The 14,314-nt window shown below is 66.9% G+C and carries 13 protein-coding genes; 7 read left to right on the forward strand and 6 right to left on the reverse strand.

Translation table 11 applies throughout. From position 1 onward, the window contains the following. The 6 genes from epsI to GJV64_RS04550 form a co-directional block, all read right to left on the reverse strand. A partial coding sequence (gene epsI / locus GJV64_RS04525; protein ID WP_164156089.1) for an exosortase-associated protein EpsI, V-type occupies positions 1–697 on the reverse strand: 697 nt, incomplete at its 3' end. Then, a complete protein-coding gene (gene xrtV, locus GJV64_RS04530; protein WP_235927595.1) occupies positions 694–1,578 on the reverse strand; it encodes an exosortase V in 885 nt (294 codons plus the stop codon). The genes xrtV and epsI, both read right to left, overlap by 4 nt. A 17-nt stretch (positions 1,579–1,595) precedes the next feature. Beyond that, positions 1,596–2,537 carry a hypothetical protein gene (locus GJV64_RS04535; RefSeq protein WP_164156090.1) on the reverse strand — a complete coding sequence of 314 codons (942 nt, stop codon included), beginning with the start codon at positions 2,535–2,537 and terminating at the stop codon, positions 1,596–1,598. A gap of 11 nt (positions 2,538–2,548) precedes the next feature. After that, the gene (locus GJV64_RS04540; RefSeq protein ID WP_268920632.1) at positions 2,549–3,943 is read right to left on the reverse strand and encodes a GumC family protein; all 1,395 of its coding nucleotides are present in this window, start codon (positions 3,941–3,943) and stop codon (positions 2,549–2,551) included. Between the two features lie 65 nt (positions 3,944–4,008). Then, positions 4,009–4,773: a polysaccharide biosynthesis/export family protein gene (locus GJV64_RS04545; RefSeq protein WP_164156092.1), complete on the reverse strand. Its 765-nt coding sequence runs from the start codon at positions 4,771–4,773 to the stop codon at positions 4,009–4,011. 23 nt (positions 4,774–4,796) lie between these two features. Next, positions 4,797–6,059: a porin family protein gene (locus tag GJV64_RS04550; protein ID WP_164156093.1), complete on the reverse strand. Its 1,263-nt coding sequence runs from the start codon at positions 6,057–6,059 to the stop codon at positions 4,797–4,799. Between the two features lie 767 nt (positions 6,060–6,826). On the opposite strand from GJV64_RS04550, the gene GJV64_RS04555 reads away from it, so the two are divergent. The 7 genes from GJV64_RS04555 to GJV64_RS04585 all read left to right on the forward strand — a co-directional run. Then, positions 6,827–8,221: an AAA family ATPase gene (locus tag GJV64_RS04555; RefSeq protein WP_164156094.1), complete on the forward strand. Its 1,395-nt coding sequence runs from the start codon at positions 6,827–6,829 to the stop codon at positions 8,219–8,221. A 40-nt stretch (positions 8,222–8,261) separates the two neighbouring features. Beyond that, positions 8,262–8,870 carry a CatB-related O-acetyltransferase gene (locus GJV64_RS04560; protein WP_164156095.1) on the forward strand — a complete coding sequence of 203 codons (609 nt, stop codon included), beginning with the start codon at positions 8,262–8,264 and terminating at the stop codon, positions 8,868–8,870. Further along, complete coding sequence (locus GJV64_RS04565) at positions 8,867–9,829, forward strand: glycosyltransferase family 2 protein (RefSeq protein WP_164156096.1); 963 nt, start codon at positions 8,867–8,869, stop codon at positions 9,827–9,829. The genes GJV64_RS04560 and GJV64_RS04565 overlap by 4 nt, the downstream gene beginning before the upstream one ends. Continuing rightward, entirely contained in the window at positions 9,817–10,920 is a 1,104-nt protein-coding gene (locus GJV64_RS04570; RefSeq protein ID WP_164156097.1) for a glycosyltransferase family 2 protein, read from the forward strand. Before GJV64_RS04565 ends, GJV64_RS04570 begins: the two co-directional genes overlap by 13 nt. Positions 10,921–11,072: 152 nt before the next feature. Continuing rightward, positions 11,073–12,068, forward strand: coding sequence for a hypothetical protein (locus tag GJV64_RS04575; RefSeq protein WP_164156098.1), 996 nt, complete (start codon positions 11,073–11,075; stop codon positions 12,066–12,068). After that, the gene (locus GJV64_RS04580; RefSeq protein WP_164156099.1) at positions 12,061–13,209 is read left to right on the forward strand and encodes a polysaccharide pyruvyl transferase family protein; all 1,149 of its coding nucleotides are present in this window, start codon (positions 12,061–12,063) and stop codon (positions 13,207–13,209) included. Before GJV64_RS04575 ends, GJV64_RS04580 begins: the two co-directional genes overlap by 8 nt. Further along, positions 13,206–14,314, forward strand: a 1,109-nt coding sequence (locus GJV64_RS04585; protein ID WP_164156100.1) for a Coenzyme F420 hydrogenase/dehydrogenase, beta subunit C-terminal domain, incomplete at its 3' end; no start/stop codon positions are given. The genes GJV64_RS04580 and GJV64_RS04585, both read left to right, overlap by 4 nt.

The raw sequence follows: 14,314 nt of genomic DNA on the forward strand, positions 1-14,314 counted from the left end.
ATGCCAGCCGCGCCGAAAGCGGCCGGCCCACCAGCGCCGGCCGGTCTGCCGCCGGCACGTGCGTGACCAGCAGGCGCGCAAAATCGCTCAGCGCCTGGCGCACGGCTGGATCGGGCGCCGCCGTGCAGCTCAGCCGCACCAGGATCCCGTCGCTGACATAGCCGGCCCATTGCTGGCGCAGCTTGACCAGCCGCTGTTCGGTGCCGCTAGTTGGCAGATCATCGCCCACCCGGGTCCAATAGGTGATGGTCTCGGTGCGCTGTTCCGATCGCGCCACCAGTTCGCGCGCCGGCAGCACCACGCCCGGCGCAATGGCCAGCGCACGCTTGACGGTCTGCGAGATTTCGAAGCCCACCGCCGAATAGCAGACCTCCGGTCGATGCAGCTGCAACAGGTCGTTCTGCACCGGGCCATAGGCAATGACGAGGATGATCGGCAGGCGATCCTCGGCAAGATAGACCCGGCTCAACTGCTGGCCATAGATCTTGGCCGACAATGTGCCCTCTGTGCGCGGCATCACGATGCCGGGCGTGGGCACATAGGTCCACGGCCCGATGGCGGTGGGCACCATGGCCTCGAGCTGATGGCCATCCGGCAACAGCACGAGCCGTCCGCGTGGCACCAGCGCGGCCGCGCCCGCCGCACCGGCCACCAGCGCGCCGCCCATCACCACGTCTCTGCGGCTGAGCCGGCTCATGTGGTCTCTCCATCCGGCGCCAGCCAGCGGCGCAGCGGGGTGAGCAGCCAGTCGATCCCGAAGATGAGCAGCAGCGCCGACACGAAGGTCACCATGCCGGCAAAATTGTGCAGATAGCCCTGCGCCATGGCATTGCCGAAATGATAGGTGATCAGCACCAGCGCCGCCACGCGCACGCAATTGGCCGCCACTGCCACCGGGATCACCAGCAGCAGCAGCAGCCCCGAATAGACCGGGTTGGAGCCGCGGATCAGATAGACATAGAAGAGCCCGATGGCGCTGAGGCTGATCAGGGAGTTGAGCCCGGCGCAGGCATCCTCCACCAGCAGCTGGTAGGAACCGATATAGAGCGTCACACCCAGCCGGCCTACGGGATAGCCCACCGCCGCCAGCCCATTGGTGACGATCTCCGACACGAGCTCCTTCAGCGGCAAGGTGATGGCATCGAGAAACCAGCCGGGCAGCGGCACGACAAAGCCCAGATAGATGATGGGAAACCACAGCAGTTTCAGGGCAGCCGCGCCCAGATACTCATAGGCCACCGCCACCATCGCGAGCAGCAGCGCCGCGGTCTCGATGCTGATGAACTCGAAGGCCCGGCCGGCCATGTAGACCGGCAAGGCAACGGCCAGCAGCAGCCCGGTGACCAGCGGGCTGCCGGCCCTGCCCACCTTTGCCAGGTCGGTCTGGCGGCGCCACACCAGCCAAAGACCAGTGAACAGCACGATGACGCCGTGGACGCCCGATTCTTCCTGCCAGGGCCCCTGCGCCAACGCCAGCATGGTGGGCAACGCCAGCGCCGCCACGCCCAGCCACATCGGCCAATGCTGCTGCAGCAACAGCCTCAAATCAGGTGGCGCCGGGGCAGCAAGGCTTGTCATACCGGCTTGCTCTGGCATCAGAAGTCGTTCAGCACGGCTCCGACCACCGCGCAGCGGGCGGCCGCAAGCTGCCCGGCAAGCGTGTCAACGTCCTTGTAATAGGTCTCGTTGGAGCGGCCGATGATCAGCGCATAGCCGGCGGCCCCGCCGATGTTGAGCGCATCGGCGTTGCTGTTGGCGGCTGGCGTGTCGAACAGCACCAGATCATATTCGCGCAGCAGCGTGTTGACCCCATCGCGGAAGCGGTTGCCCGACAGCAGTTCCTGCGGGCGGCTGGTGGGCGGGCCGGCGGTGATCAGCGCCAGTCCGGGCAGCACGTTGGCATTCACCACCCGTTCGGGCCGCGCCACCTGCAGGGTGAGGAAGCTGGACAGGCCCGGCCCGTTGGGATCGACCCCGAAGATCTGATCCTGCCGGGGCGAGCGCATGTTGGCGTCGACCAGCAGGATCTTGAAGCCGACCTGGCTGAGTGCGGCGGCCAGATTGGCCGTGACATAACTGCAGCCATGGCCATCGGCGGGCGCCACCACGGCGAGGCCGCGGCGACCGTTCTTGATATGCTGCGCGATCACCTGGGTGCGCAGCATGCGGATGGTCTCGGCCTTCACCGAGCTGGGATCGGAAATCACCACCAGCTCGGTGGATGCGGGGCGCCGGATCACGTTCTGCAGCGCCATGCTGTTGATCAGCAGTTCGCGGGCGCGGTCCAGTTCCTCGGTGGTGATGAAGCCCAGCTCCAGCGCGGCTTGATCGAAATCCAGCCCGCGCTCGGCAGCGTGCTGGGCGACCTTGCCAACCTGATCGTCGCTCAGATGGCCCAACCGCACCAGCACATCGCGGATCGGTGCATCGAAGCGGTCGCCGCCGTCCACGCCGCCCAGCACGCGACTGGTGCGGGGTTCGATATCGCCCTCCACCACGGTTTCGGTGTCCGGCGCGGGGCCGTTGCTGCTGCTCATGGGATCGCTACTCACTGTGCCGGCGCCCAGCCGGTGGCGTTGGATTTGCCGCGGGTGATCAGGCGCTTCAATGTCTGCTGCCATTGCGGCCGGCGGCGATCGGCGATCACCGCGAACACCGGCACACGTGCCGCCAGGCTGAGATCCTCTGCACCGCGCACCCGGCGGTTCAGCAGCTCGATCAGCATGGCCATGGTGAGGCCCAGTGCCAGGCCGACGCCAGCGCCCAGCCCGAAGATCGACGGCCAGTTCGGAAAGGACGGCTGCGGCGAGACGGTGGCATCACCCAGCACCACCATGCCGGTGTCGGAAATGTTCGATTCCATCTGCAGCTGGCTGGTTCGGCGTGTCGCCATCTCATATTCCTGCCGGCGCAACTCGACCTCGCTGCGCAGCCGGCTGTGCTGGTCCAGCTTGTCCTTCATGCCGAAGACCTTGGCGCGCTGTGCCTCATACTCGGCTTCGAGCGCGGCGATGCCGCTGCGCGACGCCCCAAGCTGCTGGGCACCGGCCTGGCGGGACACGGCCTGTTCCCGCGCCAGCTGGCGTTCCATCTGGGCCCGGCGGGCCAACATCGCGATGTATGTCGGATGCTGGGTTCCCAGCCGCTCCGAGGCCTGTTCGATCGAATCGTTGAGCGAGGCCAGTTGCACCTTCAGCTGTTCAACGACAGCCGAGTTGGTGGCCTGTCGCATCGCTTCGAACTGCTGGACCGTCTGGGAACTGCGCGACGCCGTCAGCGCGGCCTGGAGGCTCGCCAGTTTGGCCGATTCGGCATCGGTATCGCCAGTCATCACGATTCCGTTGTCGCGTTCGAACCGGTTCTTGGCGTCTTCGGCAATCTGCAGCGCCTTCAGCGAGCGTTCGGCCTGTTCCCGATACCATTCGGCGTTGCGGCCGGCGCTGTCGGTGCGCATGCGCAGGCTGTTCTCGATATAGGCCGTGCGCAGCGCGTTGACCGTGCGGCGGGCGATTTCGGGGTTGGGCGCTTCATAGTTGATCGCCATGATGTTGCTGCCCGCCACCATGTTGACGGTGACCCCGCGGCTGATCCGGTCGGAAATCCAGCGGCGGAAATCCCCGGCACCGCCGGTTTCGGCCTGCCAGGTGGCCAGCAGCTGCGGATTGTTGGTCATCCCCAACTCGTCCACGGCCTCGCCGATGACGCGGAAATCCTTGATGAGCTCGACCTGGGTGCGCAGGAAGAACGAGACGTTGGCGCGGCTCATGGCGTCGCCGGTCACCGGGTCCTTCTTGAACACATCCATGATGATGCGCGCCGTCGCCTGATAGCGGGCGGGCAGGATGAGGCCGACGGCCCCCGCAACAGCGAGCGATGCCACCAGGCATCCGAGCAGGATGAGGCGACGAGCATACAGGATACGCAACAATTGAATGAGGCTCATGTCACATCAGCCGGCAGGCCGGCTCCTTTCACGTTTGCTGCCGTCGCCAGCGGCCTTTGAAGCGGTCAGAACATCCGCTCCTTGATAATGATAACATCTCCAGGCTGAATCTTGTATGACGGATCGACATCGACTTCCTTGCCCTCCCCGCCCTTGATCAGCGCCGGCTTGTTGGCATTGCCCGACGGACCTGCGCCACCGGCCAGCGCGATCGCCTGGCGCACGGTCAGGCCGGGAAGGATGGCCTTGATGCCAGGCGCCGCCACCTGCCCCAGCACATAGAAGGTTTCCGCCGGCGGCACGAACAGCGTGTCTCCCGGCTCGAGCAGCGGATCGGCATCGGCAGCGCCGCGCACCAGTTGCTCCACATCGAGCTTGCGTTCCGGCTGGCCACGCCGGCGCAGGTAGACGAAGTTGGCCCCATCGGAGCGCACCCATCCGGCCCGCAGCAGCACCTCCAGCGCATGATAGGGCCGATCAAGCCCGACGATGCCCGGCGAATTGACATTGCCCGCCACGTTGACCGTGCGCGACACGTAGGCGCCGACCTCGACGTTGACGAGCGGATCCTTCAGAAAGCCGCCGGACACCAGCCTGTCGGTGATCACCTTGGCCAGGGTGATGTTGGTTTCACCCCCCGCCTTCACGATCCCGATCAGCGGCATCACGATCGTGCCATCCGCCTTGACCCTGGTGGTCACGTTGAATTCGGCCTGACCATAGACGATCACCTGAACCGTATCGTCAGGGCCCAGGACATAGCCGCGATAGGCGGGCGCCGTAGACGATGCGGACTGGGCAAATGCCGCGCCGGCCGCGGTCAGAGACATCAGCGCAACTGCAACCCGAAGCTTCACGAGCGTCCCCTTCCGAATTGCGCGCCCAGCGATAGGCCAACGCCGGTCGAATTGAAGTCAAACAGCGCCACGTCAGACCGGCGGCGATTGTGGACCACGTCAAACCCGAGGGTCAATCGCTGCCCGATCTGGCCCGACACACGCACATAGTAACGATCAAACTCGTCCGAACGACGCGCCACCGTCTCGAGATCCGAAAGGAAACTGCCGCGGAAGGCGTTCTTGCGGCGCGAGACGCCGGCGTTCAGCGCATAGTTGCGGTTGAACTGGTAGTTCAGGTCGATCCCGTAGAAGTCGATCACCACGAACTGCGCCCCGACCGCCGGGTTGATCCTGGTTCGCCGTCCGCCCGACAGCTGCACCAGCAGCCGCTGCGTCAGCCTGAAATCAAGGCCCGCGTCGTAGCCAAGGCCGGAGAAACCCTCCCGCGGCACCACCTGGGGAACGCCATCCACGATCACCACCGTCTGATCGAACTTGGGCTGGCTGTTGATATAATTGAGGCCGACGCTGAGGCCGATCCGCTGGCCGAAGCTGCGCTGGTAGCTCAGACCCACGCTGCGCTGGTCAAGCCCGTCTTCCTGCTGGCCGTCCGGCGTCAACACCAGGCGGCTGGGGTTGCGGCTGTCCGATATGGAGCCGTTCACGCCAAACGTGCCCAGCGTCCGGCTGGCGAAGGTGAGCCCGGCACTGTAATTCCAGCTGTTGACCGAAAACGACCGCCCGACACCGCGCACACTGTCGGTCGTGTTGCGGGAAATGCCGCCATTGAGGCTGAGCGCCGTGCCGATCCGGCAGGAGGCGCCGGCCGAAAGCCCCGTGCTCTCCTGCTCGAATCCGCCGAAGGCGGCAGCATCCGACAAGAAGATGAGCGCGCGCGACCAGGTTCCGGCGATCTGCCCCGAACAGCGCGACAACTGGAACTGCATCCCGCCAGATGCGTTGTACCGCTGCCGGTCAGGCGGCGCACCGGACCCGAAGAACATGTCGCGACCTATCGTGCCCTGCACGAACAACCGCTGCTGGCCGAGGCGGGTTCCATAGCTGACGGTGACCCGGGGGCGCAGCCGGAAACCGCCGCCAGACTGCTGCTGGCGAAACAGATTGTCCTCATACCGCCCCATCACGTTCGCAGCGAGACTGAGGCCAAGGCCGGGAAAACTGATGCCACCGCCGCCCTCGCGCAGCGGCCCGTCGTCGTTGTCACTGGCCGTCAGGACATTGCTGCCGCCCCCCGCGTAACCGTCTTCAGGGGTCACCGCCGACGGCTGCGCCAGAGCCGGCGCTGCACTTGCCGCAGAAGGCAACGGAGGCGGGCCCGCAACTGGCGGTGCGCCGCCCGGCGAGGAGAGATTGGGCAGCGGCGGCGGTACCGAACCCGGTGGCGAAACCGCACCGGGCTGCTGGCCTGCAGCCTGGGGAGAAGGATTGGACAGCGTAGGGGTCGAAGACGTTGTCTGAGCCGCCAGCGGCACGGCCGGCAGCGCCACGGCCAGCAACAGACCGGCGCGTCCACACCGTCCAGCGGCGACCCGACCCAGTTCGCCCAACGCCCGCAAACCGAATTGCGTCATCAACGCAAGCACCCCCAACCCATGCTATCGTCGTTTGAACAAGCCATGATCATGGCCCGTCAGACTGACGTTCAGCGGTCTACACAGCTACACTCAGATGTGAGCTTCGGCAACCATCTCGCGCTATCTTGTGTCGTTTTTGGTGCGCATCGGGCGATTTGCCGGTGATTTGCCCCTCGCTTCCGGCCGCGCTTCGTGGCACATGATATGGGATGGTGGTGGGGACCAGTGGTTGATCAGCGTCGTTCGCGCAGCTGACTCGGCCACCACGCCGGCCTGTCGATGGCATCGGCTACACGATGTTTTCGTATCTGGCTTGGCCCGCATGGTGTTTGGGCCGCATCTGGTCTGAGCCGGGGCCCCAACGTCATCAGTAAGGGGCCACTGGCCCCGGTGTGGGCGTTGCGGCAGAAACGGGATTGCACATGATATGGAAGCGCAAGACGAGGGACATGACCGAAGATGGCGGCGCGCCGGGTTCGGGCGTGCCGGGTTCGGGCTTCGACGCCTTCGAGACGGATGTCGGCTCGCCATTGCCAACCGAGTCGGAACTGGATGCCGGTGAAGCGGCGCGCCTGTCCGGCCGGTCCGCTGCCGACTGGCCGATGGCAGCACTCGAGCCGGGCCCGATCCTGCCGCGCTTCATTGCCAGCGCCTCCGACGAGATCGAGGGCGACCTGTCAAGCGAGCTGGCGCGGCGGCGGCTGTTGCTGCGCGACGCCCTGGGCGCGTCACAGCCGGTGACAGCGCGCGAAACCTTTGCCGGTCGCCGCGATGCCATGTCCACCCTGATCAAGGCGGTGGAGGAACAGCGGGTCCATGTCGTCGTCTATGGCGAGCGCGGCATCGGCAAGACCAGCCTGGCCCATGTCTTTGCCGAGACGGCGCGCGAGGCCCGCTATCACGTCATCTATGCCAGCTGCGGCACGGCCGCCAATTTCGGCGACATGTTCCGCTCGGTCCTGGCCCGCATCCCGCGCATCTATCATGCCTCGGTGCTGCCCAACTCGCCGGAAGGGGAGAAAGCCGGCAGCCTGGAGCCGATGCTGCCAGAAGGCCCCTATGGCGCGCGCGAACTGGCCGAGGTGCTGGCCGGCCTGGTCGGCACCCGCGTGCTTGTCATCCTCGACGAATATGACCGTGTGGTGGACAGCAATTTCCGCCGCGAGGTGGCCGAGCTGATCAAGAACCTGTCTGACCGCGCTGCCCGCGTGCAACTGGTGATCACCGGCGTGGCATTGAACCTCGACGAGCTGATCGGCTATGCCCCCTCCATCCGGCGCAACATCGCCGGCCTGCCGATGTCGCCACTGGCGCCCGCCGAGGTGCGCGAACTGCTGCGCATGGGCGAGCGGGCTGCAGAGATCCGCTATGACAAGGATTCGGTGGCGCTGATCACGCGCATGGCGGGCGGCTCGCCTTATCTGGTGCGGCTGCTGGGCCACCAGGCCGGGCTCAACGCGCTGGGCAACCGCCGCGACGACGTGAATTACAGCGACACCCGCACCGCCGTCGAAAAGGTGATTGCCGACTGGCAGGCCAGCCTGCCGCGCCGCATCCAGGCCAACCTGGTGCGCGAGGAGGCCCGCACCCACTGGCCGTTGCTGGTCGCCGCAGCCCGTGCCGGCAGCACCGCCGATGGCTGGTTCACCGTGGACGACGTGGTGACCGAACTGGGCGGCAACGCCACGCCAATCGGGGTCGAGCGCGACCTGAAGCTGTTCGTCAACGTCATCGACTTGCTGGAGCGGCGCGAGGGCCATGGCGACCCGCAGTTCCGCTTCAGCTATCCCGGCGTCTCCGCGCTGCTCACCATGGCAGCGGCGATGGCGCGCCAAGAGGCATGACGGCCAGCGCCGGTGTCCGGCGCACCAGAGGTTCGGCGTGATGGCCTCCGTGTTGGAAAAGCTGAAGCTGCTCTGGCTGCGCCGCGACGAGTATGAAAGCCGGGCGCTGCGCGAGTGGTTTGCTGCCCGCTGGGGCATCGAGGTCGGGCAGTACAGCTATGGCTGCTTCGATCCATGGCGGGTCTCGCGCCACACCCGCATCGGCCGCTATTGCTCGATTGCGCGCACCGCCCGGATCATCGACCGCAATCACCCTGTGACGGCGCTGACCATGCATCCCTTCCTCTACGAGGCACGTTTCGGCGTGGTGGACAGCGATCTGCCGGAACCGCAATGGATCACCATCGAGGATGATGTGTGGATCGGCCACAACGCCACCATATTGCCGGGCTGCAAATATATCGGGCGCGGCGCAGTGATCGGCGCCGGGGCGATCGTCAACCAGGACATCCCGCGCTATGCGATCGTGGCTGGCGCCCCGGCCAGGGTGCTGCGCAGCCGCTTCGATGCGGCCCAGATCGACGCGATCGAGGCCAGTCAATGGTGGCTGCTGGACAAGGCGGCGCTGAAATCGCTGATCGCCCGGCATCCGGATGCCGTGTTCCAGCCGGGGCCGGCGACGCTGGCCGCCGCCCTGCCGAACAGATGATGGCACTTGTGCCGGCCACGGAAGAACCCGCCGCCAGCGGTGTCACAGCATCTGCCGCAGGGCCGGCGCCCCAGCTGTCGGTGATCATCCCGCATCTGAACACGCCCGATCTCCTGGCGCGCTGCCTTGACTCCCTGCTTGCCCAGTCACTTCCCGCCGGCCGGTTCGAGGTGATCGTGGTCGACAATGGTTCGCGCGTGCCGCTTGACGCTGTGATGGAACGCTTCCCGACGGTGCGCTTCATGCTGGAACCCCGGCCGGGGCCGGGGCTGGCCCGCAACCTCGGCGTGGCAGCGTCTGGCAGCGCCTGCCTGGCGTTCATCGATGCCGATTGCATCGCCGGGCCCGGCTGGATTGCGGCGGCACATGCGGCGGCGGCGGCCGGCAGCATTGCCGGCGGCCGGATCCGCATCGCGGTGGCCAACCCGGCGCACATGAGCGGCGCCGAGGCCTTTGAATGCGTCTTCGGCTTCCGCCAGGCCGAGTATATCGCAAGGAAGCATTTTTCGGTCACCGCCAACCTGGCGATGCCGCGCGCCGCGTTTGAAGAGGTCGGCCCGTTCGGTGACATCCACATCGCCGAGGATCTGGACTGGGGCCGGCGCGCGCACCGGGCCGGCAAGGCTCTGACATATCTGCCGGACATGCTGGTGTTCCACCCACCGCGGCCCGACCTGCCTGCCCTCAAGCGCAAGTTCGACCGGCTGTTGGAGCATGACTGGCGCGAACATGTGCAATCAGGGCGTCGCGGCTGGCGCTGGTGGGCCCGCGCCGCCGCCATGGCACTGTCACCACTGCTTGACTGGGGGCGGATCGCCCTGTCGCCCGAAGTCGAGGGACTGGGCAATCGCTGGCGCGGCATCGCCACCCTGTTTGCCATCCGCTGGTATCGGGCCCGGCGCATGGCAACCATCGCGGCCGCCCCGCCATCGGCAGGAGCCATGATGTGGAACCGCTGAGCCCGACCGCATTGCAGGGGCCGGCGCGCTGGCGACCGGCTGCCGCCGCTCAGGCCGATGCCGTGCTGGGCGTGGTGATCGTCAATTATCGCGGTGCCATGGACACGCTGGAGTGTCTGGAAAGCCTGCTGCGCTGTCCGCAACCGATGCGGGTGGTGGTGGTGGAAAATGGCTCTGGCGATGGTTCGGCCGATCAGATCGCCGACTGGGCGGCCGGGCGGCTGCCGGTGGTGGCAGGTGAGGCAGGCATGGCCATTCTGTCGACCCCGCCGCTCGCCAAGCCCATCGACCTGGCGCGCATCGCGGCCGCAGACGTCGGTAAGGAGACGGGGAACAAGGCGGCGCCGGCAGCGGCCCTGACGTTGATCGAATCGCCGGACAATCTGGGCTTTGCCGGCGGCAACAACCTGGGCTTGCGCCACCTGCTGGCCGATCCGGCGATCGAACACTTCTGGCTGTTGAACAACGACACCGTCGTGACGCGCGACGCCCCTGGCGCCGTGCTGGCCCGCATGCTGTCGGGGGAGCGTATCGGCATGGCCGGCACCATCGTGCGCCATTATTTTGCGCCCGATCGCGTGCAGGCCCTGAACGGCTACAGCTTCAGCCTGCTCACGGGTGCCGCGCGGGCGCTGGGCGGCAACGGCCCCGCCGCCCAGCCCTTCAACCCGCAGACGATTGCGGATGCCACCGATTTCGTGCTGGGCGCCAGCCTCGCCGTCAGCCGCGATTTCCTGATGACGGTGGGGCCCATGGCGGAGGATTATTTCCTTTATTTCGAGGAGATCGACTGGGCCACCCGCAACCGCCGGCTGGGGCGGGACGGGTTCGAGATCGGCTTTGCCCATGGCGCCACCGTGTTTCACAAGGCCGGACGCGCCATCGGTTCCACCAGCGTGCGCGCCGGCCGCAGCGCCTTTTCCGATTATTGGCTGACCCGATCGCGGCTGCGCTACATCGCGCGCCATCATCCGTGGTTGTGGCCCTGGCACTGGCTGCTGGGCTGGGCGATCATCGCGCGCCGGCTGGCGCGCCGCCATTGGGGCCATGCCGGGGCGATCCTGCGGGCCCTCTTCGGTCGAGGCCCGTGATGCGCGGTGTCAGTCATGGCGCTGCAATGATCGGCCGGCATTGACCCCGCACAGCCACAGCGGCAAGAAGCGCGATAGCGAGGCTGTTGGTGACAAGACTGGCGTGCGTGGGGCAGGCCGATCATGGTCCAGCCGCAAGGGAGTGAACGGGGATGAAGCGCAATCATGGGGCCTTGGTGCTGGCGGCAGCGGCCAGCCTGACTCTCGTCGCCTGCAGCAAGGAGGCGGAGAAGCCGGCCGGCCAGGTGGTGGCCTCCATCGACGGCAAGGATGTCACGATCCACGAGGTCAATGCCGAGATCAACGCCATGGGCGCCGCCGCGAAGAACGCGCCGCGCAAGCTGGCCGAGTCGGTGGCACTGGCCCGCGTGATCGAACGCAAGCTGGTGGCCAGCGAGGCGCGCACCCGCAAGCTCGATCAATCTCCGCAGTTCGTGCTGGCCAAGGCCCGCAACGACGAGAATCTGCTGGTGCAGGCCCTGCAGGCCGATGTCGCCGGCAAGGTGCAGGCCACCCCGCGCGAAGCGGCCCAGAAGTTCATCGCCGACAACCCCGTGATGTTCGCCGATCGGCGCATCCTGACGCTTGACCAGATTCAGTTCTTGCAGACGCCCGACCTCAACGAGATCCCGCTCAAGGACGCCAAGACGATGAGCCAGGTGGAGCAGGTGCTGCTTGCCGCCAATATCCAGTTCCGCCGGGCGCCGCAGCAGATCGACACGCTGCTGGTGGACCCGCGCATTTCCAAGGAAGTGTTGCGCGTGGCCGCCGGGCCGGGAAGCGAACCGTTCATGTTCACCGACCGCCCGGCCGGTGCGCCGGCGCCGGTGGTCTACATCAACGTGGTCACCCAGACCAAGCAGCAGCCGTTCCTGGGCGAACGCGCCATCACCTATGCCCAGCAGTTGCTGCAGCGCCAGGAAATGGGCAAACGTCTGCAAGCCGAACTGACCCGGCTGAAGGACGCCGCCAAGGGCAAGATCACCTATGCCGCCGGCTTCGAAGAGCCGGAGAAGGTCGTCGCCAAGCTGCGCAAGGAGGCCGAGGCCGCGGCCAAGGCAGGCGCCAAGGCGCCGGCAAAGGCGCCCGCACCGGCAACCGCTCCTTCTGGGGCTCCAGCCGCCGCCGCCGGGGGCACCGGTGCGTGACATCAGGATCGGCCTGCTCTGGCACGCCGGGCAGGCCACCAATCTGGGCGTCGGGGCGCTGAGTGCCGGCAACCTGCTGATCGCCCGGCAAGCGGCGGCGCAGGCTGGCCTGTCGCCCCGCTTCACCATCATCGGCCCGCAGGAACACGGACCAGACTCGATCAACGATAGCGGGATCGAAACGCGCATCATCAATGGCCGCTACATGGCCAGCCCGCGCGGTTACCGGGCCGATCTCAAGCGGCTCGACATCATGCTCGACATCTGCGGCGGGGACAGTTTCACCGACATCTACGCCAACAAGCGTTTTGCCTATGTTGCAGCCACCAAGATCCTGCCGATCCTGTCTGGCGTGCCTCTGGTTCTGAGTCCGCAGACGATCGGACCGTTCAGCAAGCAGCCGCATAGCGCCGTTGCCGGGTGGATCTGCCGCCAGGCCCACGCCATCTTCGTGCGCGATGCGTTGTCGCTGACAGCGCTCGCCGCAATCGCGCCGGGCGTACCGGCCCGGCAGGTGGTGGATGTCGCCTTCGCCTTGCCTTACACGCCGCGCGCGCGCACACCCGGCCGACTGCAAGTGGGGCTCAATGTATCGGGCCTCCTCATGCAGCCTGGCAACCAGTTTGGCCTTGGGATTGACTATCCCGCACTCACCCACCGGCTGATCGAGGCACTCCTGGAGCGCAAGGATTGCGATGTGCACCTTTTGGCGCATGTGCTGGCCCCTCATGTGCCTGCGGACGACGACGGCAGATCCATCGACCTGTTGAAGGCGGCATATCCAGCACTTCATCGCGCGCCAGACTTCGTTTCCGCCAGTGATGCCAAGAGCTTCATTTCCGGACTCGATTTTCTGGTGGGTGGGCGCATGCACGCCACGATTGCAGCTTTTTCCGCCGGCGTGCCCGTGGTGCCGATCAGCTATAGTCGCAAGTTCGAAGGCCTGTTTGGCGGCCTTGGCTATGAATGGCTGGTCACCAGGGAGATGAACAACGACGCCGCGCTGGCCCTTGTTCTGCGCGCGCTCGACCAGCGGGAGCAGGTGGCTGCCGACATCGCGGCTGCCGCGCCTGTGATCGACGCCGGGCTGCGGGATTATCGCGATGCCCTTGCCACTCTCTTTGCTGATGCGGCGCCGTGACGGCCCCGTTCCTTGCCCGGGTGGAGCGTGCCGGCAGCTGCGCCGGCTGCGGCCTGTGTGCCGCCCTGTCGAGCGGCATCGAGATCACCGAAGCGCCGCCGGGCTGGGCCCGCCCGCGCCAGATCGGGGCGGTGAGCGCCGCTGAAGATGCCGCCATCGCCGCCGCCTGCCCTGGCCTGGTGGTGGACGAGACCGACAATCCGCACCCGGCCGGCGAGCCGTTGTGGGGGCCACAATTGTTCACCGGCATCGGCCATGCCGGCGATGCGGAACTGCGCCACCATGCGTCTTCGGGCGGGATGATCTCCGCCCTGCTCGGCCACGCGCTGAACACCCGCCTTGTTGATTTCGTGGTGCAGGTGCGCGCCGATCCAGCGCGGCCGACCGCCAACATCACCAGCCTCTCGCACACGGCCGATGACGTGTTTGCCGCTGCCGGCTCGCGCTATGCCGCCTCCTCGCCGTTGGCCGGGCTGGAACAATGGCTGGCCCGCGCCGAGGCCGAGGATGCGCGCTTCGCCTTTGTCGGCAAGCCATGTGACGTGGCGGCGTTGCGGCTGCGCGCTCGCCAGGACCCGCGCATCGGGCGCCGCGTGCCGCTGATGCTGTCCTTTTTCTGCGCCGGCATCCCTTCGGCGCGCGCGGTGGGCCGCATCCTCGACCATCTTTCGGTCGATGCGCGCGAGGTGGCGGCCTTTCGCTTTCGCGGCGATGGCTGGCCTGGCGAAGCCACAGCCACGCTGAAGGACGGCAGCAGCCGGTCGATGAGCTATGCGGCAAGCTGGGGCGACATATTGTCGAAGGAGGTGCAGTTCCGCTGCAAGATCTGCCCCGACGCGGTGGGCGCTGCCGCCGATATCGCCTGCGCCGATGCCTGGCATGGCGATGAGCGCGGCTATCCCAGCTTTGCCGAGGAGGATGGCCGCAGCCTGGTGATGGCGCGCACCGCCGCCGGCCAGGCCCTGCTTGATGCGGCGCGCGCTGCCGGCCGCGTGGTGGTGGCAGAGGCGCCGGTGGCCGGCATCATCGCCATGCAGCCGCACCAGGCGCGGCGCAAGCAGCAGGTGGCATCACGCCTGTGGGCCATGCGGGTGGCCGGCCGGCC

Source organism: Sandarakinorhabdus rubra (assembly GCF_010994245.1).
Taxonomy (GTDB): domain Bacteria; phylum Pseudomonadota; class Alphaproteobacteria; order Sphingomonadales; family Sphingomonadaceae; genus Sandarakinorhabdus; species Sandarakinorhabdus rubra.

Coding starts and splice junctions, on each gene's coding strand:
- xrtV (WP_235927595.1), bottom strand. CDS start 1,578: ATGACAAGCCTTGCTGCCCCGGCGCCACCTGATTTGAGGCTGTTGCTG.
- GJV64_RS04535 (WP_164156090.1), bottom strand. CDS start 2,537: ATGAGCAGCAGCAACGGCCCCGCGCCGGACACCGAAACCGTGGTGGAG.
- GJV64_RS04540 (WP_268920632.1), bottom strand. CDS start 3,943: ATGAGCCTCATTCAATTGTTGCGTATCCTGTATGCTCGTCGCCTCATC.
- GJV64_RS04545 (WP_164156092.1), bottom strand. CDS start 4,773: ATGTCTCTGACCGCGGCCGGCGCGGCATTTGCCCAGTCCGCATCGTCT.
- GJV64_RS04555 (WP_164156094.1), top strand. CDS start 6,827: ATGACCGAAGATGGCGGCGCGCCGGGTTCGGGCGTGCCGGGTTCGGGC.
- GJV64_RS04560 (WP_164156095.1), top strand. CDS start 8,262: ATGGCCTCCGTGTTGGAAAAGCTGAAGCTGCTCTGGCTGCGCCGCGAC.
- GJV64_RS04565 (WP_164156096.1), top strand. CDS start 8,867: ATGATGGCACTTGTGCCGGCCACGGAAGAACCCGCCGCCAGCGGTGTC.
- GJV64_RS04575 (WP_164156098.1), top strand. CDS start 11,073: ATGAAGCGCAATCATGGGGCCTTGGTGCTGGCGGCAGCGGCCAGCCTG.